General features: G+C 59.9%; 17 protein-coding genes. 9 read left to right on the plus strand and 8 right to left on the minus strand.

The genetic code is table 11. From position 1 onward, the window contains the following. Nucleotides 1-46 precede the first annotated feature (46 nt). Both HDE72_RS13325 and HDE72_RS13330 read right to left on the minus strand, forming a co-directional pair. Nucleotides 47-2,203, minus strand: coding sequence for a M3 family metallopeptidase (locus HDE72_RS13325; protein WP_183741554.1), 2,157 nt, complete (start codon nt 2,201-2,203; stop codon nt 47-49). Between the two features lie 251 nt (nt 2,204-2,454). After that, complete coding sequence (locus tag HDE72_RS13330; protein WP_183741556.1) at nt 2,455-4,614, minus strand: M3 family metallopeptidase; 2,160 nt, start codon at nt 4,612-4,614, stop codon at nt 2,455-2,457. Nucleotides 4,615-4,907: 293 nt separating this feature from the next. Between HDE72_RS13330 and HDE72_RS13335 the strand changes: the two genes are divergently transcribed. Beyond that, nucleotides 4,908-5,978: an SMP-30/gluconolactonase/LRE family protein gene (locus HDE72_RS13335; protein WP_183741558.1), complete on the plus strand. Its 1,071-nt coding sequence runs from the start codon at nt 4,908-4,910 to the stop codon at nt 5,976-5,978. Nucleotides 5,979-5,982: 4 nt separating this feature from the next. On the opposite strand, the gene HDE72_RS13340 is transcribed toward HDE72_RS13335, so the two are convergent. Continuing rightward, complete coding sequence (locus HDE72_RS13340) at nt 5,983-6,201, minus strand: SlyX family protein (protein WP_183741702.1); 219 nt, start codon at nt 6,199-6,201, stop codon at nt 5,983-5,985. A gap of 161 nt (nt 6,202-6,362) precedes the next feature. Here HDE72_RS13340 and HDE72_RS13345 point away from each other — a divergent pair, with 161 nt between their 5' ends. Next, nucleotides 6,363-6,767, plus strand: coding sequence for a type II toxin-antitoxin system RelE/ParE family toxin (locus HDE72_RS13345; RefSeq protein ID WP_221291262.1), 405 nt, complete (start codon nt 6,363-6,365; stop codon nt 6,765-6,767). Then, a complete protein-coding gene (locus HDE72_RS13350) occupies nt 6,764-7,114 on the plus strand; it encodes an addiction module antidote protein (protein WP_183741560.1) in 351 nt (116 codons plus the stop codon). Before HDE72_RS13345 ends, HDE72_RS13350 begins: the two co-directional genes overlap by 4 nt. A gap of 2 nt (nt 7,115-7,116) precedes the next feature. Here HDE72_RS13350 and HDE72_RS13355 read toward each other — a convergent pair whose 3' ends face one another. Continuing rightward, nucleotides 7,117-9,177: a UvrD-helicase domain-containing protein gene (locus HDE72_RS13355; RefSeq protein ID WP_183741562.1), complete on the minus strand. Its 2,061-nt coding sequence runs from the start codon at nt 9,175-9,177 to the stop codon at nt 7,117-7,119. A 209-nt stretch (nt 9,178-9,386) separates the two neighbouring features. On the opposite strand from HDE72_RS13355, the gene HDE72_RS13360 reads away from it, so the two are divergent. Continuing rightward, on the plus strand, nt 9,387-9,872 hold the full coding sequence (locus HDE72_RS13360; protein ID WP_183741564.1) for an SRPBCC family protein: 486 nt from the start codon (nt 9,387-9,389) through the stop codon (nt 9,870-9,872). A 20-nt stretch (nt 9,873-9,892) separates the two neighbouring features. Here the strand turns inward: HDE72_RS13360 and HDE72_RS13365 are convergent, their stop codons facing one another. Continuing rightward, nucleotides 9,893-10,480, minus strand: coding sequence for an FxDxF family PEP-CTERM protein (locus HDE72_RS13365; protein WP_183741567.1), 588 nt, complete (start codon nt 10,478-10,480; stop codon nt 9,893-9,895). A gap of 208 nt (nt 10,481-10,688) precedes the next feature. Next, the gene (locus HDE72_RS13370; RefSeq protein WP_183741569.1) at nt 10,689-12,137 is read right to left on the minus strand and encodes a dihydrolipoyl dehydrogenase; all 1,449 of its coding nucleotides are present in this window, start codon (nt 12,135-12,137) and stop codon (nt 10,689-10,691) included. A 133-nt stretch (nt 12,138-12,270) separates the two neighbouring features. Here HDE72_RS13370 and HDE72_RS13375 point away from each other — a divergent pair, with 133 nt between their 5' ends. After that, entirely contained in the window at nt 12,271-13,158 is an 888-nt protein-coding gene (locus HDE72_RS13375; RefSeq protein WP_183741571.1) for an ArgP/LysG family DNA-binding transcriptional regulator, read from the plus strand. On the opposite strand, the gene HDE72_RS13380 is transcribed toward HDE72_RS13375, so the two are convergent. Then, the gene (locus HDE72_RS13380) at nt 13,159-15,198 is read right to left on the minus strand and encodes a primosomal protein N' (protein ID WP_183741573.1); all 2,040 of its coding nucleotides are present in this window, start codon (nt 15,196-15,198) and stop codon (nt 13,159-13,161) included. A gap of 297 nt (nt 15,199-15,495) precedes the next feature. Here HDE72_RS13380 and HDE72_RS13385 point away from each other — a divergent pair, with 297 nt between their 5' ends. Continuing rightward, nucleotides 15,496-15,717, plus strand: a complete 222-nt coding sequence (locus tag HDE72_RS13385) for a hypothetical protein (RefSeq protein WP_183741575.1) — start codon at nt 15,496-15,498, stop codon at nt 15,715-15,717. A gap of 336 nt (nt 15,718-16,053) precedes the next feature. On the opposite strand, the gene hemE is transcribed toward HDE72_RS13385, so the two are convergent. Then, nucleotides 16,054-17,151: a uroporphyrinogen decarboxylase gene (gene hemE / locus HDE72_RS13390; protein ID WP_183741577.1), complete on the minus strand. Its 1,098-nt coding sequence runs from the start codon at nt 17,149-17,151 to the stop codon at nt 16,054-16,056. 197 nt (nt 17,152-17,348) lie between these two features. Between hemE and HDE72_RS13395 the strand changes: the two genes are divergently transcribed. From HDE72_RS13395 to HDE72_RS13405, 3 genes are read left to right on the plus strand one after another with little or no spacing between them, the layout of a single operon-like run. Then, the gene (locus tag HDE72_RS13395) at nt 17,349-19,298 is read left to right on the plus strand and encodes a dipeptidyl-peptidase 5 (RefSeq protein WP_183741579.1); all 1,950 of its coding nucleotides are present in this window, start codon (nt 17,349-17,351) and stop codon (nt 19,296-19,298) included. Between the two features lie 31 nt (nt 19,299-19,329). After that, nucleotides 19,330-23,499, plus strand: a complete 4,170-nt coding sequence (locus tag HDE72_RS13400) for a DEAD/DEAH box helicase (RefSeq protein ID WP_183741581.1) — start codon at nt 19,330-19,332, stop codon at nt 23,497-23,499. A 60-nt stretch (nt 23,500-23,559) separates the two neighbouring features. Continuing rightward, nucleotides 23,560-24,048, plus strand: coding sequence for a hypothetical protein (locus HDE72_RS13405; RefSeq protein WP_183741583.1), 489 nt, complete (start codon nt 23,560-23,562; stop codon nt 24,046-24,048). The last annotated feature ends 100 nt before the right edge of the window (nt 24,049-24,148 follow it).

Genomic DNA, 24,148 nt, shown 5'->3' on the forward strand with positions numbered 1-24,148 from the left:
CTTGCGAGCGCTGTACGACGCAGCGCAAGCGTAACGATGCCTCCGCTTACTTGGTGTTCAAACCACGGCTTTCCAGCAGCGGTTCGATCTTGGCGTCACGGCCGCGGAAGTTGCGGTACAGCTGCAGCGCATCGACGCTGCCGCCGCGCGACAGCAGCTGGCTACGGAACCAGTCGCCGTTCTTGCGTGTCAGGCCGCCGTTTTCCTTGAACCACTCAGCCGTATCGGCGTCCAGTTTTTCCGACCACAGGTAAGCGTAGTACGCCGCCGAGTACTCGCCATTGAAGCTGTGCGAGAAATACGTGGTGCGGTAGCGCGGTGGCACCGGTGGGAAATCGACGCCCGCGTCTTTCAAGGCAGCAGCTTCAAACGCCACCACGTCGGTCGGGATTTGCGACGGGCTCAGCTGGTGCCAGCGCTGATCCAGCAAGGCTGCAGCGATGTATTCCGTCGTCATGAAGCCCTGGTTGAATTTCTTGGCGGCCTTGACCTTGTCGAGCAAATCTTGCGGCATCGGGGCGCCGGTCTGGTAATGCTTGGCGTAGTTTTGCAGCACTTCTGGCCACACAGCCCAGGTTTCATTGAATTGCGATGGGTATTCCACGAAGTCGCGCGGCACATTGGTACCCGAGAAGTATGGATATTTCACGTTCGAGAACATGCCGTGCAGCGCATGGCCGAATTCGTGGAACATGGTGGTAACTTCATCGAACGTCAGCAAGGTAGGCTGGCCAGCCGGTGGTTTTGGAATATTCAGCTGATTGGCGATCACCGGGTGGGTGTTCAGCAAGCCCGATTGCGACACGTATTCATTCATCCAGGCGCCGCCTTGCTTGTTGCCGCGCGCATAGAAGTCTTCCAGGAAAATGGCCAGCGGCTTGCCGTTGGCGTCGAACACGTCATATACGCGCACGTCCGGGTTGTAGACCGGCAAGTCCTTGCGTTCCTTGAAGGTGATGCCGTACAACTTGTTGGCAGCGAAGAACACGCCGTTGGTCAACACGTTGTTCAGTTCCAGGTATGGCTTCAGCTGATTTTCATCAAAGTGGAAACGCTCGGCGCGCAGCTTGTCGGTGTAGATCGCCCAGTCTTGCGCTTCAACCTGGAAACCACCCTTGTCGGCATCGATCAGTTTTTGCAGATCCGCCGCTTCGCGGTGCGCATTGGCAACAGCTGGCTTGGCCAGTTCGGACAGCAGGGTGTTGACGGTCTGCGTGTTCTTGATGGTTTCATCTTCCAGCGAGTAGGCCGCATAGTTCGGGTAGCCCAGCAAGGCAGCCCGGTCGGCGCGCAGCTTGGCCAGTTTCAGGACCACGCCGCGGTTGTCGAATTCGCCGCCCTGGATGCCACGGTTCAGCGAGGCTTGCATCAAGCGGGTGCGGGTATTGCGGTTGGTCAGCACGCCCAGTGGCGCCTGGCCCGAGGTGTTGGTCAGCGCGATCACAAATTTGCCGTCCAGGCCGCGTTTTTTCGCTTCGGCGGCAGCCGTATCGATGTCGCTGGCCGTCATGCCGTCCAGTTCGGCGCGGGTATCGACCACCAGGCCCTTGGCGTTGGCTTCTTTCAAGACGTTTTGCAGGAAGGTGGTTTGCAGTGCAGCCAGTTCGCCGTTATAGGCTTTCAGTTTTTCCTGGTCGGCGGCCGACAGCTTGGCGCCGGCGCGGACGAAATCGGTATGGTAGCGTTCCAGCAGGCGCACCGATTCAGCATCCAGGGCCAGCTTGTCGCGCTGGTCGTACAGCGCTTCGATACGCGCAAACAGTTTGGCGTTCAGGTGGATGCTGTCGTCGTGGGCCGCCAGTTTCGGCGCGATGTCCACGTTGATCTTGTCGATCTCGTCATTCGTGTTGGCGCCTGCCATATTGCTGAAGATGCTGTTCACACGGTGCAGCAACTGGCCGCTGCGCTCCAGCGCCACGATGGTGTTGTCGAAAGTGGCTGGTTTAGGATTGTTGGCGATGTGGTTCACTTCCGCCGTCTGGCGCTTCATGCCTTCCAGAAACGCTGGCACATAGTGCTCGTTCTTGATCAGACCAAATTGCGGCATCTGGAACGGCAGCGGGCTCGCCTTGAAGAAGGGGTTCGAGGCCGAAAACGCGGCGCTGGTCGGTGCACTCGCCGTTGCGGCTGCAGGCGTTGCGGCATAGGCAACTTGAGCCAGCATCAGGCTGGCGGCGATGACGAGCAATGTAGGACGGGTCATAAGATCTTTCTCTGGGAGCGGGGTAGAACCACAGGCAACTGTGCTGCGGACCAAGCGTCAAATCATATCAGCATGAAAGATTGGCGTCACTGAACAGCTGCAAGTGGCTTGCACTGAGCGTTTTTCAACGGTTTTGAAAACGATTTACCAAATAAAAACGGCCGCCAGACAAGGGCGACCGTTTTTTGATAAACCCGGCAAATCATCCCGAGATTATCATTCAAGCACTTACTTAAGTATTTACCTATTTCTTACTTTACATTCAAACCACGGCGTTTCAGCAAAGGTTCGATCTGCGCATCGCGGCCGCGGAAGTTGCGGTAGATGTCCAGCGCATCGGCGCTGCCGCCGCGCGACAGCAGCTTGGCACGGAACCAGTCGCCATTCTTGCGCGTCAATCCGCCGTTTTCCTTGAACCACTCAACCGTATCAGCGTCCAGTTTTTCCGACCACAGATAGGCGTAGTAGCCAGCCGAATAGCCGCCCGCAAATGCGTGCGAGAAGTACGTGGTGCGGTAGCGCGGTGGCGCCGGCGCGTAATCGATGCCGGCGTCCGTCAAGGCCGTCTTTTCAAACGCCAATACGTCGGTCGGGATCTGGGCCGGGGTCAGCTGGTGCCAGCGCTGGTCCAGCAGGGCCGACGCCAGGTATTCGGTGGTTTTGTAACCTTGGTTGAAATTGTCGGCTGCCGTGACTTTCGCCAGCAATTCGGCAGGAATCGGCGCACCGGTCTGGTAGTGCCTGGCGTAGTTTTGCAGCACTTCCGGCCACAGGGCCCACATTTCATTGACTTGCGATGGGTATTCCACGAAGTCGCGCGGCACGCTGGTGCCCGAGAAACGCGGATATTTCACGTTCGAGAACATGCCGTGCAGCGCATGGCCGAATTCGTGGAACATGGTGGTGACTTCGTCAAACGTCATCAAGGTCGGCTGGCCCGCTTCCGGCTTTGGAATGTTCAGGTTATTGGCGATCACCGGCTTGTTGCCCAGCAAGGCCGATTGGCTGACATAGGCGTTCGCCCAGGCGCCGCCGCGCTTGTTGCCGCGCGCATACGGGTCCAGGGTGAAGATGGCCAGTTGCGTGCCGTCTTCATTGAACACATCGTAGACCAGCATGTCGGCATTGTAGACAGGCAAGTCGGTGCGTTGCTTGAAGCTCAAGCCATACAGTTTGCCGGCGGCAACGAAGACGCCCTTGGTCAGCACGCTGTGCATTTCAAAATACGGCTTCAGCTGGCTTTCGTCAAAGCTGTAGCGTTCGGCGCGCACCTTGTCGCTGTAGAAAGACCAGTCGCTGGCCGCGACCTTGAAGCCGCCATTTTGCGCATCGATGACTTTCTGGATATCGCCCGCTTCGCGGCGCGCATTGTCGACGGCTGGCTTGGCCAGCTCACCCAGCAAGGCGTTCACGGCGGTGGTGGTTTTTGCCGTTTGATCTTCCAGCGAATACGCGGCGTAGTTCGGGTAGCCCATCAGGGTGGCGCGCTCGGCACGCAGGCGTGCCAGGTCCAGCACCACTTGCCGGTTGTCAAACTCGCCGCCATGGCTGCCGCGGGCCTGCGACGCGGCCATGATGCGCTCGCGCAAGGCACGGTTGGTCAGCAAGGACAGCGGCGCCTGGCCGGTGGTGTTGACCAGGGCGATCACGTATTTTCCGTCGAGACCGCGCTGCTTGGCCAGGCCGGCAGCCACATCGATGGCGGCTGGCGACAAACCGTCCAGCTCTTCACGCGTATCGACCACGATGGCCGAGGCGTTCAATTCTTTCAGCACGTTCTGTGCAAACTTGGTCGACAGGGCAGCGAGCTGGCCGTTGTACGATTTCAATTTGTCTTTGTCAGCGGCCGACAGCTTGGCGCCCGCACGGACGAAATCGGTGTGGTAGCGCTCCAGCAAGCGTTTCGATTCTGCATCGAGGCCCAGCTTGTCGCGCTTGGCGTACAAGGTGCTGATGCGTTGGAACAATTTATCGTTGAGCATGATCGCATCGCTGTGGGCAGCCATTTTTGGCGCCAGCTCGCGTTCCAGGCCCTGAATGGTGTCATTCGTGTTGGAGCCGGACATCACCGAAAACACGGTGCGCACGCGGCCCAGCAACTGGCCCGAGCGTTCCATGGCAACGATGGTGTTGTCAAACGTCGCGGCCTTTGGATTGTTGGCGATGGCATTGATTTCCGCCAGGTGGGCGGCCATGCCTGCCGTAAAGGCGGGTCCGTAATCGGCGTCCTGCACCTTGTCGAACGGCGGGTAATGGAAGGGCAGCGCGCTCACTTGCGCAAACGGATTCGAGGCAGGCAAGGCTGCTGCCGCGACAGCGGTCGAAGCAGTGGCTGGCGCGTTGGTGGCGGCAAAAGCGGCTGGCGCCAGCATCAGGCTGGCGGCGATGACGAGCAGGGTTGGACGGGTCATGACTTCTTTCAAAGAGCGCAAGAGAGCCGCGATTGTGTCGCGGGCCAACTTGAAATCATAACAGCATGACACTCTTGCGTCACTCGCAACTACCGATGGTATCGATCCATACGGTAATGAGCAGTTTTCATACGGTATTGATAAAAAGTGAAGTCGATCGCGTCTACTACGCTGCTCAAATGATAATTTATTGCCTATCAGATACAACTATGCCAGCATGATGCGCAGCGGCAGGATGGCCTGTCGCAACCGTCATTGCAGGAAACCATGTGCGAAAAATACGCTGGATTATCATGTTAGTCATACTGGCGCTGGCGGCCTATCTAAGCCTGTGGCCCGTCCCGATTCACGCGGTCAATTGGCAAGCGCCAGTGGCGCCTGGCTATGTGGGCGTGCATGCGCCCAACAGCAAATTGACCGGCAGGCATCACATTTTGCTGCAAGGCGAGCAAGGGCCCGAACATATCGTCTTCGGCCCCGATGGCAAGCTGTACACGGCAGTAGCCAGCGGCAAGATTTTGCGCATGGACGCCGATGGTGGCGCACAAGAAGTATTTGCGACGACCGGTGGCCGTAGCCTGGGCCTGGCCTTTGATGCACAAGGCAATCTGATCGCAGCCGATGCCGTCAAGGGCTTGCTATCGATAGCGCCCGACGGCAAGGTCAATCTCCTCAGCAACAGCGTCGATGGACACGCCATCCGCTTTACCAATGCAGTGGTGGTGGCCAGCACTGGCAAGATTTATTTTACCGAATCATCGACACGCTTTACGGCAGCCGATTGGGGCAGCACTCTGGCAGCGGCCACGCTGGACGTCATGGAACAATCGGCCACCGGCAGGGTGCTTGAATACGACCCCGCCACGCAGGCAACGCGCATCGTTGCCTATGGCTTGAGCTTGGCCAACGGCATCGCCTTGAGTGCCGACGAACAAACGCTATTGATGGCCGAGAGCGGAAGATACCGGGTCTGGAAAATTGCCGCGCAAGCAGCGCAGCTGGACGTGGCGCAGCCGTCGGAGCAGGCCAGTGTGCTGTTAGACAATCTGCCTGGCTACCCCGATAACCTGATGCGTGGCCTGGACGGCAAGCTGTGGCTGGGACTGGCAGGACAACGCAATGAGCTCGACGCCATGGACCAAAAGCCATTCTTGCGCCAGATGATGCTGCGCATCCCGCAAGCGCTGTGGCCCCTGCCCAAACCTTATGGCCACGTGATGGCTTTCACGGAAGACGGTCAGATTGTGGCCGACCTGCAAGACCCGAGCGGGACGTCACCGCTGACGACCGGTATCACGGAAACCCGCACATGCCTGTACCTGCAGGCGGCCGATGGCAAGAGCCTGGATTGGCTCGAACGCTGATCGCTTAATAATGCGGCGGGCGCTCGTTGACCATGCCGCCATTGGCTTGCTGCGCGCCATCGCGCACGTGTTCACCTAGCTTGTGCAGCATCTTTTCCAGCTGGTCGATGCGGCGCCCCTGCTGGTACACCATCTGGTTCAAGGATTCGACCAGGTCTTCCTGCTGCGCCAGCTTGATTTCGATATCGACGAAGCGCACTTCCATCTGTTCTGCATTTTCCATAGTACTCACGGTGATTCCTGGCATCAAAGGCGCATTTTACCGTCCGCACTTGCGAGACAGGTCAAACAGCATGCGCTTAGTCTCAAACCAGCTGCCATTCTTCGCTATTCTCAGTGCAATCACGGATAAACCCGCTTGACGAATGAGAACAAACGATTACAATGACTATGCCGACTGATCCAATTGACGCAGCGCCGCCTGCGTTGTTACTGATCGACACGCGCAAGACTGCCGAATATCGCCGCTGGGAAGATAGTCTGCATGACGTGGCGGCAGCCGCCATCGATGCCCGCATCAAGAACTTGCAGCATGGCAAAAAAGGCGATTGGAGTGCGGTGGGCGAAGGCGTGTGCGAATTGCGCTTTTTACAGACGGGTCCCGGATGGCGCGTGTATTTTCACGAGACGAATCTGGGAACCTTGATCTTGTTGCTGCTCGGCGGCAATAAATCGAGCCAGCAGCGCGACATCAAAAAAGCCCAGGCGATTTTGAAAGAACTGAGAGCCCGGCAAGCGGCCATCCGCAAACAGGCAGCGGGCACATCAACAGGAGTGCGTAAAAAATGAAATCACCCATCGACAATGACTTCGATCTGGACGACCTCGAAGCGCTGGGCCTGTCCCCTTTCGACCCGACACAACACCTGAGCAGCAAGGAAGCGGTGGCCGCTTACATGAGCGAAATCGTGGCCACCGGCAATGCCGATCTGTTCCGCGCGGCGATGAGCGACGTGGTGCGTGCCTACGGCATGGGCAAGGTGGCGGCGCAAGCCGATATCACGCGTGAAGGTGCGTATAAAGCCTTGCGCGCCGGCAGCAAGCCACGCTTCGAAACCATCCTCACCATGCTCGATGCGCTGGGCATGCAGTTTGCCATCGTGCCCAAACCTTCGCATGAGAGCGGAGCGATCTGAGCTTATCCCTTGGGCGTATTCAGCAAGGCCTTCATGCGCGCCAGCCGTTCTTTCGGTGAAATCACTTCCGCTTCCGTCGGCACGGCGTCGCCCACATCGAGTTCCATTTCCTTGATGAAACGCGACGGGTCGCAATGGACTTGCTCACCGGCCCGCTTGCGCTTCTTGCACCAGCTGACGTGCAAGGTGCGCTGGGCGCGCGTGATGCCGACGTACATCAAACGGCGCTCTTCCTGTATGCGCGCGCCCATCGTTTCGGCAGGCGCATCGGCGTCGCCCTTGTGCGGCAAGATACCCTCTTCCACACCGACCAGAAACACGTGTGGAAACTCCAGCCCTTTCGAGGCGTGCAGGGTGGACATGCGCACGGCGTCCTGCTCTTCATCCTTGCCTTCCAGCATGGTCATCAGGGCCACCATCTGCGTCAGTTCCAGCACGTTCTTTTCTTCGCCGTCGCGCTCCTTGCCACCGCGCCCACGCTCCTTGAGCCAGTTGACGAATTCCAGCACGTTTTGCCATTTGCTTTGCGCTTGCCGCTCTTCAAACGCATCGTACAGATACGATTCGTAGTGGATTTCCTTCATCATGTCGTCCAGTACTTCGGCCGCGTTATCGCCGCTGCCGGACGGTCCCGGACGGCTTGCGCGCGATTCCAGATCATTGATGAAGTTGCAGAAGTCGCGCAGCGGTCCCAGCTGGCGATCCGTCAGCTTGGCTTCGATGCCGCCCTTGAACACGGCCTGGAACAGCGAGCACTGCCACTGGCCTGAAAACGCGCCCAGCACTTCCAGGGTCGATTGGCCCACGCCCCGGCGCGGCGTGGTCACGGCGCGAATGAAGGCCGGATCGTCGTCTTCATTGGCCAGCAGGCGCAAATAACTGATGATGTCCTTGATTTCGGCCTTGTCGAAGAAACTCTGGCCACCCGAAATCGTGTACGGAATACGTTCCTTGCGCAAACACTGTTCGATGATGCGCGCCTGGTGGTTGCCCCGGTACAAAATCGCGTAATCGGAAAATTTATTCTTGCGCTCGAAATGGTCGGCCGAAATCATGATGGCGACCTGTTCCGCCTCCTGCTCGTCGGTCTGCATGCCCAGCACCTTGATCGGTTCGCCCAGGCCATGTTCAGACCACAGCGACTTTTCAAACAGCTTAGGATTGTTGCCGATGACGGCATTGGCGGCATTCAAAATGCGCATGGTGGAGCGGTAATTCTGCTCGAGCTTGATAACGCGCAAATCGGGGAAATCCGTCTCCAGCGTTTTCAGGTTTTCCACGGTAGCGCCGCGCCAGGCGTAGATCGCCTGGTCGTCGTCGCCCACGGCCGTAAACATCGGCTTCTTGCCGATGCCCGTCACCATCAGTTTCACCAGTTCGTACTGGCACGTGTTCGTGTCCTGGTATTCATCGACCAGCAGGTAGCGCAGGCGGCGCTGCCACTTGTCGCGCACGGCGCCATTGTTGCGGAACAATTCCACCGGCAAACGGATCAAGTCATCGAAATCGACCGCCTGGTAAGCGGACAAAGTGGCCACATAGCTGCGGTAAATGCGCGCCGCGTTGGCCTCGTCTTCATCCTTGGCTTGCGCCAGCGCCGTGTCCGGGTCGATCAAGCCATTTTTCCATAGCGACATGGCGGTCTGGATCTGGCGGATAATCTGTTTATCGGTGGTAATCGCCAAATCTTGCACCAGCGAAAAACAGTCGTCGCTATCCATGATGGAAAACCGGTCTTTCAGCCCCACGCCATTGGCTTCCTGGCGCAGGATTTTCACCCCCAGCGAGTGGAAAGTCGACACCGTCAATTGCTTGGCCTGCCGTGGCTGTTTCAGCAGTTTGGCGATGCGCTCCTGCATTTCCAGCGCCGCCTTGTTGGTGAACGTCAAGGCAGCAATGGTGCGCGGATCGTAGCCACGGTCTTCGATCAGATGGGCGATCTTTTGCGTGATCACGCGCGTCTTGCCCGAACCGGCGCCCGCCAGCACCAGACAGGGACCGTCGAGATAGGTAACCGCTTCGCTTTGGGGAACGTTAAGACCGAATTGTGGCGCTTTGGACATCAGGGTATTTCCGGAGGGAACAGCAGCCCATTGTAACAGCGTCGTGCAGGCCATTTGCGTTCCAGCATATGCCTGAAAAACGGGCAATGGCGTTGATAAATTTAGTACGGTCGCCATCTAGCCCGATTGACACTGTGCGGCAAAGCCTTGCCTGGAGTACCATTCCGCCTATATCGCCCCTGCGTTCCAACTTACCAAATGGCAGCCCTATGAAATTTGAACACCTGATAGAAATCAACGATCCCCTCAACCCGCTGATCGACACCCTGAGCCTGGAGCAAGTGTGGCGCGGCCTGGTGCTGCGCGCCGAATCGCCGAAGCTGTTCGTGCCGCATCTGGATGAATGCCAGATCAGCGAGCGTGGCGGCAGCGGCTTTTCGCGCCGTTTGCGCTACGGCGAACTGGTGATCGAAGACAAGGTGATCCTGGTGCCGCAGATGCAGGTGCGTTATGAAGTAGCCGCGCAGAAGGATATCAGCGCTTCGTCGCTCGTCATGACGATCGAGATGCCAGATGAAGCCAGCCTGTGGGTGCGTTTCCAGTACGACGACGGCCACGACGCCGCCACCGATGCGGCCAACGCCATGTACGATGACTTCCGCCGCTCCGCCTATCAGGAATCGGACATCGACACGATACGCCTGCTGCGTGAACTGGCGGCCGAGGGCCGCCTGGATACGGATCTGCTCAATTAATTGACTCCGCCAAGCCTGTATCAGGCAGCTTGTCTGCCTGATTTACGGCGCGTCATGAAGCCCAGCAAACCCAGGCCGGCCAGCAGCATGGCATAGGTTTCAGGTTCGGGTATGCTCGCTACGTACACCCGGTTAATACCCCATCCCTCGTTAACGAGGCCCTCATCCTGGCCCGAGTAGGAAAACGTGAGCGTGTTGAGTCCGGTAACCAACCAGAGAACAGGGATGAATACGTCCACCTTGCCACCGGAAAAACTGCCGTTCGATACAGCCTTGGCCACGGCATTGTAGGGATTAGCGTAAATCACGTTGGCGCCACCGCCGCCCAGATCCCAGGTCGCGCTCAATACTGTGTTGCCGTTGAGTGTCAAGTTAAACACATCGCTGTAGGCATTCGCACCATCAAGACTGCCATATCCCTGAATCTGAAAGTTGAGCGATACGCCTCCATTGGTAACACTTTCGAAGCTATCGCTGATCTGACCCGGACTGGCCAGCGCACCCAGATTGCTATGGTCCCTAAGAATGTATATGGTGCCGTAACCGGCATAGGCATTGGACGACAAGACGGCGGTAAACAGCGCTATCAGGCAGATCAGTTTTTTCATCGCTAAGCTCCAGTGAGATTGTCGTCATAGCCTATGTCTGAAAAACGGGAAACTGGCGCAAGCGCGCAGACATTTGCCATCCATGGTGTGTGTACTTCTGTAAATAATGGTAAGTATTTTTGATAACAAAAACAACTGTACACTGACTATTTACACAAATAAATTACCATAAATACAACGACATTGGAAACTTAAGGACGGCCAGTCATCACGGTGCTGGCGTGCAATCGGCACAGTCGGCCACATGTTCTGGTTCCGTATCGAGGTGCGCGACCAGTGCGCGCAGCGCCGTGCGCACGCCTTCCTCGATGACCGGGTGGTAAAACGGCATCTCGAGCATGGCGGGCACCGTCAGTTCTGCCTGGCACGCCCAAGCCAGCAGATGGCCCAAGTGCTCGGCGCGTGGACCTATCATCTCGGCGCCCAGGAAACGCTTGCTGCCGAACTCTGCATAAACACGCAGCAAGCCCTGATTTTGCAGCATCACGCGGCTGCGGCCCTGGTTGCTGAATGACACGCTGCCGATGGCAAAGTGGCCCGAATGGCTGATCGATAATTGCTGGTAAGTGGCGCCCACGGTGGCGATCTGCGGCTCGCTGAAAGCAATCGCCAGCGGCGTGCGCCGCAAGCCCGGCGTCACTTGCGGATAACGCGCCGCATTGTCGCCCGCGATACGCCCCTCGTCGGCCGCTTCTGGCAGCAGCGGCACGTCGTTGTCAACGTCGCCGGCAATAAAAATGGCGCTCGTGCCACACTGCATGGTGTGCTTGTCATACACGGGGATGCCATGACGGTCGAGTTCGATATGCGCCGCGTCCAGGCCGATATCGTGCACATTCGGGCTGCGTCCGATGGCGGCCAGCAAGTACTCAAAGGACTCGGTTTTTTCCTGGCCTTCACCATCGCGGCTGGTCAGCAAAATGCCTGCTCCATCAAGCGCCTTTTCCACCCTGGCCACGCTGGTCTGGAAGCGGATGTCGAGCTCTTTTGCCAGCACCGTGGCGGCCTCCTGCAAGACTCGCGGATCGCTCAATTGCGCCAGCTTGGTGCCGCGCGCAAACAAGCTCACGCGCACGCCCAGACGCGCCAGCGCCTGGCCCAGCTCCAGTCCGATCACGCCGCTGCCCACCACCGCCACCGAAGCGGGTAAATCGGTCCAGTCGAACACGGCGTCGCTATTGATCACGCGCTCGCCGGCCGCCTGCCATTCGGGCGGCACGATGGGCGTGGAACCGGTGGCGATCACCACGCTGCCAGCCTCGACGATGGTGTGATCATCCACCTGCAGTCTGTTGGGCGCCAGGAAGCGCGCATGACCCTGCAATTTTTCAGCCTCGGGGATCGCCTCGACGCCTTCGAGCACGAAGCCGACAAAGCGGTCGCGCTCGCTACGCACGCGGGCCATCACCTGCTTTCCATCAATCTTCACGGGGCCGGGAAACACGCCAAACGCGGGCGCGGCCGCCACCGCATGGGCCGCTTCGGCGGCGGCGATCAGCAATTTGCTGGGCATGCAGCCCACGCGCGCGCAGGTCGTGCCGTAGGGGCCGCTTTCTATCATCACCACGCGCTTGCCATCGAGGCGCGCCGCCCTGTGGGCCGTCATGCCTGCCGTGCCGCCGCCGATCACGGCCACATCCACTTGTATCGTCTTCATGTCTTGCTCCGTCCCGCTGTGTTGGTGTGTTTGCGAGCATCGATACTACCCTTTTGCTGAAAATAAGGTTTTACTTTGCGGCAACACATGCATTAGTATTACTAATCATTCTCAAAATATATAAGCACAGCTAATGGGATCATTCGATTATCGCGCGCTGGCCGTGCTGGACGCCGTTGCCAGCCACGGCAGTTTCGACAAGGCCGCCCTGGCCCTGGGCATTACCCAGTCAGCCGTGTCGCAGCGCATCAAGGCGCTGGAAGACGCCAGCGGGCGCTTGCTGATCATTCGTGGCCAGCCAGCCGTGCCGACGGGCCTGGGCCAGCGCCTGATCGTGCATTACCGCAACGTGAAGTTGATGGAAGCGTCGCTCGATATCGACCTGGGCAACAGCATCAGCATGCCGGAAATCGCTATCGCCATCGATGCCGACAGCCTGGCCAGCTGGTTCCCCGATACCCTGAGCGCACTGCTGGCGCCGCCCCGCTGCCAGCTCGACGTGCGCCTGGCCGATAGCGATGCTGCCCTGCAAATGGTGCGCGACGGTAGCGTCTTCGGCTGTGTGGCGGCCGCCAGCATGACTGGCGATGCGGCAGCGGCCATCAGCGTCACGCCGCTGGGGACCTTGTCCTATGTCTGCGTGGCCACACCCGTGTTTGCGGGGCACTGGTTTGGTGATGGTTTTTCACGCGAGGCGGCGTTGCTGGCGCCGGCCGTGGTCAGCCAGCACTGCTTGCTGGCGCGTTTCCTCAGCGAACAACTGGGCATGCGCGAGCCATTCCCACATCACACTTTACCGGTGGAGAGCGCGCGCCGGGCCTGCATCCAGAATAACCTGGCCTATGGCTTGATGCCGCAACGGCTGGCCGCGCAGGCGCTGGCCACGGACAGGCTGGTGGACTTGCTGCCTGGCCGCACGCTGGACCTGCCTCTGAGCTGGCATGCCTGGGCGCTGGATACGCCATTTACCAAGTTGCTGTCGGAACAGATCATCAAGGCGGGCCGCGATTATCTGCACTAATTAAATGTCCAGCGGATCGACTTCCAGCGACCATTTGACGCGCGACTTCATGGCCCGCAGCGCCGTCAGCCATTCCTTCAGGAACGCTTGCAAGGCGGGCCGCGAGGCCGATTCCAGCAGCAACTGGGCGCGGTCCACATTGTAGACACGCGTCATGCTCATCGGAATCGGATCATTGATGGTGATGGCCGGGTGCGCCATGCAATCCTTGGCCGCCTGCAAGAACTCGATGGCGGTCGCCAATTCCGGCGCTTCGGCGCGCAACAGGGCCTGGAACAGATACGGCGGCAACGCTGCTTGTGCCCGCTCTTCCAGCAGGCTGGTGGCGAAATGATCGTAATCGTGGTTCACCACGGCGTCGTACAGCGGATGGCGCGCATAACGCGTCTGTATCAGCACTTCGGAAACGCTGCCGCCTTCTGTCTGCGCCGCGCGGCCGGCCCGGCCCGCCACCTGCATCAGTTGCGCAAACAAACGCTCGCTGGCCCGGTAATCCTGTGAAAACAGGGCCGTGTCAGGGTTCAAGATACCCACCAAAGTCAGCTTTTTGAAATCGTGGCCCTTGGCCACCATCTGCGTGCCGATCAGGATGTCGACCTCACCGCGGTGCACGGTATCGAACGCCTCTTGCGCGCTGCCCTTCTTGCGCGTGGAATCGGCGTCGATGCGCAAGATGCGCGCTTCTGGAAACAGTTGCTGCAGACCTTCTTCGACCCGCTGCGTGCCGCGTCCCAGCGGCTGCAGATCGACGTTGCCGCAAGTGGGGCAATGACGGGGGATGCGCAATTCCAGGCTGCAATGATGGCAGCGCAAGCGATGCTCGGGTTTGTGCAGCACCATGAACGAGGTGCAACGCGTGCAGTTGCTGATCCAGCCGCAGGACTCGCAGCAGATCACGGGCGAATAACCGCGCCGGTTCAAAAACAGCAGCGACTGTTCGCCGCGTTCCATGCGCAACTTCAAGGCTGCCACCAGGTGCGAAGTGAGGCCGTCTTTCGGTTTGTCGCGCTCCATGTCGAGCAATTTTACGCGCGGCAAGACCGCATTTTTGACGGCCCGCTCGCGCAATTCCAGCTTGCGGTAGCGCCCCGTCTGGGCGTGATGCCAGCTTTCCAGCGACGGCGTGGCTGAACCGAGCACGATGGGTATCTGCAATTGCCAGGCACGCCAGACGGCCAGGTCGCGCGCCGAATACCGCAAGCCTTCCTGCTGCTTGTAAGACGGGTCGTGTTCTTCGTCGATAACGATCAACTTGAGCTTGGGCAAGGAAGCCAGTACCGCCAGGCGCGTGCCCAGCACGATGCGCGCCTGGCCCTGGTGCGCAGCCAGCCAGTGCAGCATGCGTTCGCCTTCCGACAGGCTGCTGTGCAAGGTAGCGAGCATGACGCCGGGAAAGCGCGCGCGGATATTGCCTTCCAGCTGGGGCGTAAGGTTAATTTCAGGCACAAGTATCAGGATCTGCGCATCGTCTTCGCGCGCCAGCACCTGGGCGCAGGCCTGCAGATACACTTCCGTCTTGCCGCTGCCCGTCACGCCATACAGCAAGGTCGGCTTGAAACCCTGCGCGCCGCCGATGGCGTCCGCCGCTTCCTGCTGGGCCGGGTTCAGCGCCGGCATGTTCAAGGGCGTGCCGTCATGGGCGTCGGGCAGCTTGGCCAGCTTCTTGATGGCGCGATCCAGCGCCACGGTAGTGAGGACCCGCAGGTTTTTCGGCACACCGGGCAAGGCGACTTCACCGAGCGGGCGCTGGTAATAATCGGCGGCAAAGGCAGCCAGCGCCAGCCATTCGGCCGACAGGGGCGACAGCTGCGAGCGCACCGCCAGCACCTCTTTCAGTTTTGCGTCGGGCACATCCGTGCTATCGGCGATGCCGACGATCAGCCCGACCACTTCGCGCCGGCCAAACGGCAGCAGCGCCAGCTGGCCCACTTGCGGCAGCGGCGCATCGTCCTCACTACGCCAACGATAGTCGAACACGGCGTTCAGGGGCGTATCGAGCGCGATTTGAAGGATGCACTGCCTGAGTATGCCCTGCGTCATGAGTCTTGCCTATCTTGATAAAAAATCGCACCCGGCGATGCCACAGCCCACGGGCCAGCCGGCCATGATACTTGGTCTGTCCGCCGAATACCTACACCCGCCCTCAGGCAGGCGCCCGGAGCGAAAAAATAGCCCATGCTGTCTGAAGATAATTCTGTGGATAACTTTGTGGACAAAGCAAAATTAACTTCGAGAATAATGTGGATATAAAATTCGCATCTGCGTCAAGGGGGGCACGATATAAAAATTAATCGTTTAAAATCAGTTACTTGAAAAATCATGCCCCGGAGAGGCAAAATGGCTGGCATCTTTCTGCTTCTGTGCATAACTGAACTATTCTCAAAATTTTTACTCAGCAATTACAGCAAATTAGCTAGTGAAAATCAAAACATTCTCTTTACAACAAGATCAAACCGGCAAGCCGCCGCCGAAGGCAATCGATTGCAGCAATGGCGAGATGGAAAATTATTTAAATATCATGCAATGCAGCATGAACTTCAGGTAAAACCTGAACAATGACGCTAAGTGCCCGTTAACAAAATACTTTTCTTTTTTATCCACAGAATCTGTTGATAACTTTGTGGACAATGAACGGATAAGCGCGACGCCTGGTGGAACAACCTTGCCAGATATGGCAAGGTATATTCAAAACGAAAAAAATTAGCCCTTACAAATCAATTACTTGCAATAGCCCTCCGGGCTACGGTTTTCAGCTGCCTGTTATTTCCGCAGCAAAAAAAATTGTGCATAAGTCGCCTCTGCCTCGCAGCGTGCCCAATAAAAAAGCAGGCTTCCCGAGGGAAAACCTGCTTCCAGATCGCCAGGCGCCAGCGGCGCCCGTAGCAAGCTACTTGCTTATTTAGCCAGCCCTTGGCCGCTGCGCATGGCGCGGCTCATGCTGTGCACGGCTTCCACCATGGCGGCCACCGATTCCGGCGGCGTGAACTGGGAAATACCGTGGCCCAGGTTGAATACGTGGCCGTTGCCTTCCGATGGCGCACCAAAGGCGTTGAGCACCTTGGCCACTTCGGCACGGATCTGCTCGGGGCTGGCGAACAGGATAGCCGGGTCGAGGTTGCCCTGCAAACCCACTTTATGGCCGACCAGCTGGCGTGCACGCGTCAGGTTGACGGTCCAGTCCAGGCCTACGGCGTCGGCGCCGATGTCGGCGATCTGCTCGATCCACTGGCCGCCGCCCTTGGTAAACACGATGGCGGGAATCTTCACGCCATCCTTGTCGCGTTTCAACTGCGCCACCACTTGCTGCATATAGGACAGCGAGAATTCCTGGTAGGCGCCATCGGCCAGCGCACCACCCCAGGAATCGAAAATCATCACGGCTTGCGCGCCGGCATCGATTTGCGCATTCAGATATTGCGCCACGGAGGTGGCGTTGATCGCCAGGATGTGGTGCATCAGGTCGGGACGGTTGTACAGCATCTTCTTGATGGTGTGAAACTCTTTCGAGCCGCCGCCTTCCACCATATAGCAGGCCAGAGTCCATGGGCTGCCGGAAAAACCGATCAGCGGCACGCGGCCGTTCAATGCCGTGCGGATTTGCGTGACGGCATTGAAAACGTAGTCGAGCGAGGACAGGTCCGGCACTTGCAAGGCCATCACATCTTGCTCGGTGCGCAGCGGACGCTCGAACTTGGGGCCTTCGCCATCGGCGAAATACAGGCCCAGGCCCATGGCGTCGGGCACGGTCAGTATGTCGGAGAACAAGATCGCGGCATCGAGCGGGAAACGCTCCAAAGGCTGCAAGGTGACTTCGGTCGCGTAATCGGGATTCTTTGCCAGGCCCAGGAAGGAACCGGCCCGCTCGCGCGTGGCGCGGTATTCGGGCAGGTAGCGGCCCGCCTGGCGCATCAGCCAGACTGGCGTGTGCTCGGTCGGCTGGCGCAACAGGGCGCGCAAGAAAGTATCGTTCTGGAGCGGAGCAAATTGTGGCATGGCGGGCAATCGAGCTTGAAGAAGCAGTATTATCGCATCCAATCGAGGCTAAATCATTGATTCCAGTGCTCGTTTGCAGCATTTGCCGCATGGACAATAGCTTTCGCTGTGCCGTCCCTTCCATTATGATGATGGACGCCGCCACGCTGCATCACGACGCCGGGCGGCGTTCTCGCCCACTACCACACGGAGCCTGCATGACATCGATCCCATCCCGTACGACCGCCCCTTATGGCGCCTGGCCTTCGCCGATCAGCGCCGCACTGGTGGCCGCCGGCGCCTCGCCGTTGACGCAACTGGCCCTGGGCGGCGCGGATGGCAGCGATGTCTACTGGCTCGCTGGCCGCGCCAGCGAAGCAGGCCGCAATACCCTGCTGCGCCAGCGCGGCGCGCGGGTCGATGAATTGACGCCGCTACCGTTCAATGTGCGCACGCGCGTGCATGAATACGGCGGCGGCGCCTACGTGGTCGATGGCGATACCGTGTATTTTTCGCATTTCGCCGACAACCGCCTGTATCGCCAGAGCGGTGATGCTGCCCCCGAAGCGTTCAGCGCCGGCGGCACCACGCGGCATGCCGACTTCGTCGTCGACCATGCACGCAGCCGCCTGATCGCCGTGCGCGAACAGCATCCGGAGCAAGGCCACGCCCATCCCGAAAACAGCCTGGCCGCGGTGCAGTTTGACGGCAGCGAAACGGTGCTGGCGCGCGGCCACGATTTTTATGCGGCGCCGCGCTTGTCGCCGGACGGCAGCCAGCTGGCCTGGATCAGCTGGGACCATCCGCGCCTGCCGTGGCAGGGTACGGAGCTGTGGCTGGCCGACGTGCATGCCGATGGCACGCTGGGTTCGCCGCGCCTGATCGCCGGTGGCGAGCGTGAATCGATTTGCCAGCCGGAATGGTCCCCGAACGGCTTGCTGCATTTTGTTTCCGACAGCAGCGGCTGGTGGAATCTGTATCGATTGCACGGCGCCGATATCGAGGCGCTATGCCCGATGGAAGCGGAATTTGCCACGCCGCACTGGACCTTCGGCGCTTCCATGTACGGTTTCCTGTCGTCCGACGAGATCATCTGCACCTATATCCAGCAGGGCGTCAGCCACCTGGGGCAATTAACCGTGGGCAGCGCCAGGCTGGAAGCCATTGCCCATCCGTACCAGGAAATCCGCGAACTGCGCGTGGGGCCGGGCTACCTGGCCTTGCTGGGCGGCAGCCCGACCATCGCGCTGGAACTGGCCCGCATCGATCTGTCGAACAATGAACTGGAAGTGCTGGCCCAGTCGATCACGGCACTGCCTGCGCTCGGCTACCTGTCCGTGCCGCGCAGCCTGAGTTTTCCCAGCAACCACGGCCGCACGGCGCACGCCTTCTTTTACCCGCCCCACAATGTGGACGTGCAAGCGCCAGAAGGCAGCTTGCCACCGGTCATCGTCATCAGCCATGGCGGCCCTACCAGCATGGCCAGCAACACCTTGAAACTGGCGACACAGTACTGGACCAGCCGCGGCATCGGCGTGCTGGACGTGAACTACGGCGGCAGCAGCGGTTTCGGCCGCGAGTACCGCGATGCGCTCAAGGGGCAATGGGGCATTGTCGACGTGGAAGACTGCATCGCCGGCGCGCGTTATCTGACCGCCCATGGCCTGGCCGATCCTGAACGCCTGATCATCCGTGGCGGCAGCGCCGGCGGTTTTACCACTTTGTGCGCGCTGACCTTCCACGATGTATTCAAGGTGGGCGCCAGCTATTACGGCGTGTCCGATCTGAAGGGACTGGACCTCGATTCGCACAAGTTCGAAGCGCGCTATACCGATTATTTGATCGCATCCCAGCCGCAAGCCGAAGTGCTGTACCGCGAGCGCTCGCCCATCCACCACACGGATAAATTGTCGCGCCCCATGATTTTCCTGCAGGGCCTCGATGACAAGGTAGTGCCGCCGCAGCAATCCGAACTGATGGTCGACGCCTTGAAAGCGCGCGGCGTGCCGGTGGCCTATGTACCCTTGGCAGGCGAAGGCCATGGTTTCCGCAAGGCCGAAAACATCGTGCGCACCCTGGACGCGGAGCTGTATTTTTATCAGCGCGTGCTGAAACTGGCCACGCCTGCCGGCGAGGCGCCCGTACACATCGATAATCTGCCTGCCTGACTTTTCACCGTAACACCGACGCGGAAGCCGCATGACCGATCAGCATTTGCTCAATGAATTCAACGCGCTGGAACAGCACGACAAAATGATCCTGGCCTTGCTGGCCATCGCCGGCGAGCCGGTTGGCAAGCATGCCGTGTATGAACACTTGCAGCGCGCCAATGTGGTCGAGCCTGACGGCACGCCATTCACGCTGGCGGTCGTCACCGGCATGCTGCAGCGCCTGGCCCGCCTGGCGTATGCGGAAGAGGTGGTGGGGCGCGGTTTTGCCTGCGCCGCCAGGCTGCGCTGGCCCGCCATGCACGCGGCCATCGAACACCTGGTGTTCCGCGACCTGTGCCAGGCAATCGAGCTGATCAATCCCGTGCGCCGCAACTGGGATGGCTATGTGGAATTGCGCAGTTACCGGCAAGGCGTGGCGCGTTTGCGCATCGCCCTGCTGCGCAACGATGAAACACGCCAGATAGCCGCCATCCTGGCCGCCTGTATGGCCTGTTATGAAGCGCAGCAACTGCATCCGCTGATCGAGATTTTTGGCCGGCCATTCGAGCCGGACATGCTGTCCTTCGTCGTGCCCCAATTACAGGATGAAATCCTGGCCGTGCTGCTGGGCAATGCACCGCGTGAACCGGCCACGGCACAAGCCATCCGCGCCTGCGCGCGCGCGCATTTCGCGGCCCAGTCGGCGATCGGCGACCATATCGCCGCCGCCCTGCCGCTGGCCCTGGCTGAAGACGCCCTGCTGTGCGGCGAGCTCGATATTGCCGCACAGTACCTGGCAAGCCAGCAAGGGCCGCAGGCGCTGTTTATCGACAGCAGCATTGCCGTGTTGCGCGGTGAACATGCTCACGCCGTGGCGGGCTTTGAAACGGCTTTGAAGGGCTTGCGCAAGGAAAGCGGCAAACGCAAGCTGTGCTTTAGCGGCATCGGCGGCCATCTGTATGTGCTGACCTTGCTGCGCAGCAATGACGCCAAAGCCTTGAAAGCGGCGGAAACCTATCTCGATATCGCCCTGCACGCGCAACCCAACCATGACAGCGTGGTCTACCAGCAACTGAGCATGCTGCGCCAGGTGCGCGCCGGCATCATGCAAGCGGACATCATTCCCACGCGTAACTGGGAAACGGGTCTGCAGGCGCAATTGTTCCAGGCCTTGCTGTACTACTGGCTGGCCCTGCCGCAATTGAGCGAACGCACACCGCAATTACATGCGCTGGTGCAGCAAGCCGACGCGGCCGGCTATGACTTGATCGCGGCGCAAACGGCCGGCCTGCTGGGCCTGATGGGCGAGCCGGCACAAGAACGTTATGCCACGTCCAGGCGGGCCCAGCATGGCTTGACGGACATGGCGCCCTGGTTCGAACGCCAGGAAGCATGGCAGCGCCAGCTGAGCGCCCTGATCAACCTGCAGCAAAACGCCCCGCTGGAAACGCCAGGCAATATTTCGCGCCTGGTGTGGCTGGTGGCGTTCGATGCGCGCCATGGCATCACGGAAGTGGAAGTGCGCGAGCAAAAGCGCGATGTCCGCGGCGGCTGGAGCAAGGGCCGCGCCATGGGCTTGAAGCGCCTGGCCGAAGAAGTGGGCGAAATCGATTTCCTGTCGCCGCAAGATGTGCGCGCGGCCGGCAGTATTGCACCATTCAAGCAATATTACTCGTCGGCGCCGCGCTATGAAATCGAGGCCGACAAGGCGGCCGTGCTGCTGGTCGGCCATCCGCTGGTGTTCTGGCTCGATGCGCCCGAAACGCGCGTGGAATTGCTGGCCGGCGCACCGGAACTCTTGATCAAGTCGCACGGCGGCCAGCTATGGCTGGGTTTGCAACCGCCGCTGCCCGACAATGGCGGCAGCGTGGTGGTGGCCAAGGAAACCCCGACCCGGCTGCGCGTGGTGCATATATTGGACGAGCACCGGCGCATCGGCGCCATCGTCGGCAGCGGCTTGTCGGTGCCGCTGCATGCGGAAAAACAAGTGTTGCAAGCGATAGGCGCCATCTCGACCATGGTGACCGTGCAATCGGATATCGGCGGCGGCGCGAGTGACGCCGAACTCATCACCGCCGACCGTCGCCTGCATGTGCATTTGTTGCCCTACAGCCAGGGCTTGAAGATGCAGATACTGGTGCGCCCACTGCTCGATAATGGCGCGTATTACGCCCCCGGCAGCGGCGCCGAAAGCGTGTTTGCCGACGTGGCAGGGCGGGCCGTGCAAGCGCGCCGCGACCTCAATGCCGAACGCGAAGCACAGCGCCAGCTGATCGGACGTTGCCTGGTGCTGGAAGAAGCCGAGGAAGACCACGGCGAATGGCTGCTGGGCCAGCCTTCGCTGTGCTTGCAGCTGCTGGTGGAGCTGCAGGAACTGGACCCGGCCGGCATCGTGCTGGCCTGGCCAGAAGGCGAATCGTTCCGCGTCTCCAAGCGCATCGAAAGCGCCCAGATGCGCCTGAACATCAAGAGCGAAAAAGACTGGTTTGCCGCCAGCGGCGAAGTGCAGATCGATGAAAACAAGGTGATGGATTTGCGCGCCCTGCTCGACTTGATGCAGAACAACAAGAGCCGCTTCGTGGCCCTGGGCGATAACCAGTTTTTGGCCCTCAGCGATGAATTGCACCGCCGCTTGTCGGAACTGGCGGCGTACGGCGAAACGCACGACGATGGCGTGCATGTGCATCCGCTGGCGGCGTTTGCGCTGGAGGAGCTGGCCAATGACGCCGGCGGCGTCAAAGCCGACAAGCTGTGGCGCGAACACTTGCTGCGCCTGCGCGCACTGGACGAGTATCAGCCGCAATTGCCCAGCACCTTGCAGGCGGACTTGCGCGACTATCAGCTGGCCGGCTTCGCATGGCTGGCGCGCCTGGCGCACTGGGGCGTGGGCGCCTGCCTGGCCGACGACATGGGCCTGGGCAAGACTTTACAGGCGCTGGCCCTGATACTGGCGCGCGCACCGAATGGCCCCGCGCTGGTGGTCGCGCCCACCTCCGTGTGCATGAACTGGATCAGCGAAGCGCAGCGTTTTGCGCCCACCTTGAAAGTGAAACTGTTCGGCAGCGGCGACCGCGCCGGGATGCTGGACAATGTGCAAGCCTTCGACCTGGTGGTAGTCAGCTATGGCTTGCTGCAGCAGGAGGCGGCCATGTTTGCCGGCGTACGCTGGCATAGCATCGTGCTCGATGAAGCGCAGGCGATCAAGAATGGCGCGACCAAGCGCTCGCAAGCCGTGATGGCCCTGCAAGGGGACTTCCGCATGGTGGCCAGCGGCACGCCGCTGGAAAACCATCTGGGCGAATTGTGGAATCTGTTCCGTTTCATTAACCCAGGTTTGCTGGGCACCCTGGACCAGTTCAACCTGCGCTTTGCGGGCCCGATCGAAAAAGACCAGGACAAGCGCGCCGCAGCCGGCGCCCGCCTGCGGTTGCGGCGTTTGATCGCGCCCTTCATCTTGCGCCGCACCAAGACGCAAGTGCTATCCGAATTGCCGTCGCGCACGGAAATCGTGCTGGAAGTGGAGTTGTCGCCGCAGGAAACGGCGCTGTATGAATCGCTGCGCCGCGAAGCGCTGGAAAAGCTGGCCATGGTGGAAGGACCAGCCTCGAAAAAAGCCATCCAGATCCTGGCCGAAATCATGAAGCTGCGCCGCGCCTGCTGCAACCCGCAACTGGTGGCGCCGGAACTGGGCCTGGCCAGCAGCAAGCTGGCAGCCTTCGCAGAACTGCTGTCGGGCTTGCTGGAAAACCGCCACAAGGTGCTGGTCTTCAGCCAGTTCGTCGACCACCTGAGCCTGATCCGCAAACATCTGGAGCAACATGGCATCAGCTATCAGTATCTCGATGGCGCCACGCCCATGCAGGAGCGCAAGCGCCGCGTCGATGCCTTCCAGGCGGGCGAAGGCGAGGTGTTCCTGATCAGCCTGAAAGCGGGCGGCATGGGCATCAACCTGACGGCGGCCGATTACGTGATCCATATGGACCCGTGGTGGAATCCGGCCGTGGAAGACCAGGCTTCGGACCGCGCCCACCGCATGGGGCAATTGCGCCCGGTAACGATTTACCGCCTGGTGGCCAAGCACACGATCGAGGAAGGCATCGTCGAATTACACCAGCACAAGCGCGACCTGGCTGACAGCTTATTGGAAGGCAGCGACGCAGCGGCGCGCATGTCGGCCAGCGATATGCTGGGCATGTTGCAGGAAGGGTTGAAGCAGTAAAAAACACAAGGGCAAACGCATTCCATGCGATGATGATTTTCCTTTTTTCTTTCCAGCACCATGACCGACTATATCGCCACCACTTCCGGCCAGCGCGCCACTTTTCTGTGCGGTAAATCCTGGACAGCCTACGTCGGCACCTTCGTGCTGGCGGTGCTGCTGTTTTTCGCTGCCCTGCCGCTGGCTTTCAAGTACAACACGCGCGCTGCGCTGGTGGTGCTGATCGGCTCGGCGCTAATCGTCGGCTATCGATTTCTGTCTATCCGCAGCGTGCAGCTGTATTACGACGAGGCTGGCGTATGGCTGGCCTCGGGCATCTTGCCGTGGAAGAAGAAATTGAACGGCGTGAAATGGCGCGACATGGATGAGGCTAGCTATGAAAGCAATTTCTGGAGCTGGCTGTTCCGCTCTTATACGGTACGCATCAGCCAGCGTTATACCCAGGACACGGAAATTTTCGCCAGCGGCATGGCGCGCGGCAAGGACGCCGTGGCCAGCGTGAATGCGCGTCTGCAAGAGATGATACCCAGCCACGCCGTCACACTCTAAGTGCTGACACCGTTTGCCCGCCGCAAAAATCTGCGCAGGCCGGGTAATTGATGCTAATCTTTGGGCCGTCCAGGCAAGCAAACCCACGTTAAAAATAATT

The sequence above is a fragment of the Janthinobacterium saanense genome, from assembly GCF_014200675.1.
Taxonomy (GTDB): Bacteria; Pseudomonadota; Gammaproteobacteria; order Burkholderiales; family Burkholderiaceae_D; genus Janthinobacterium.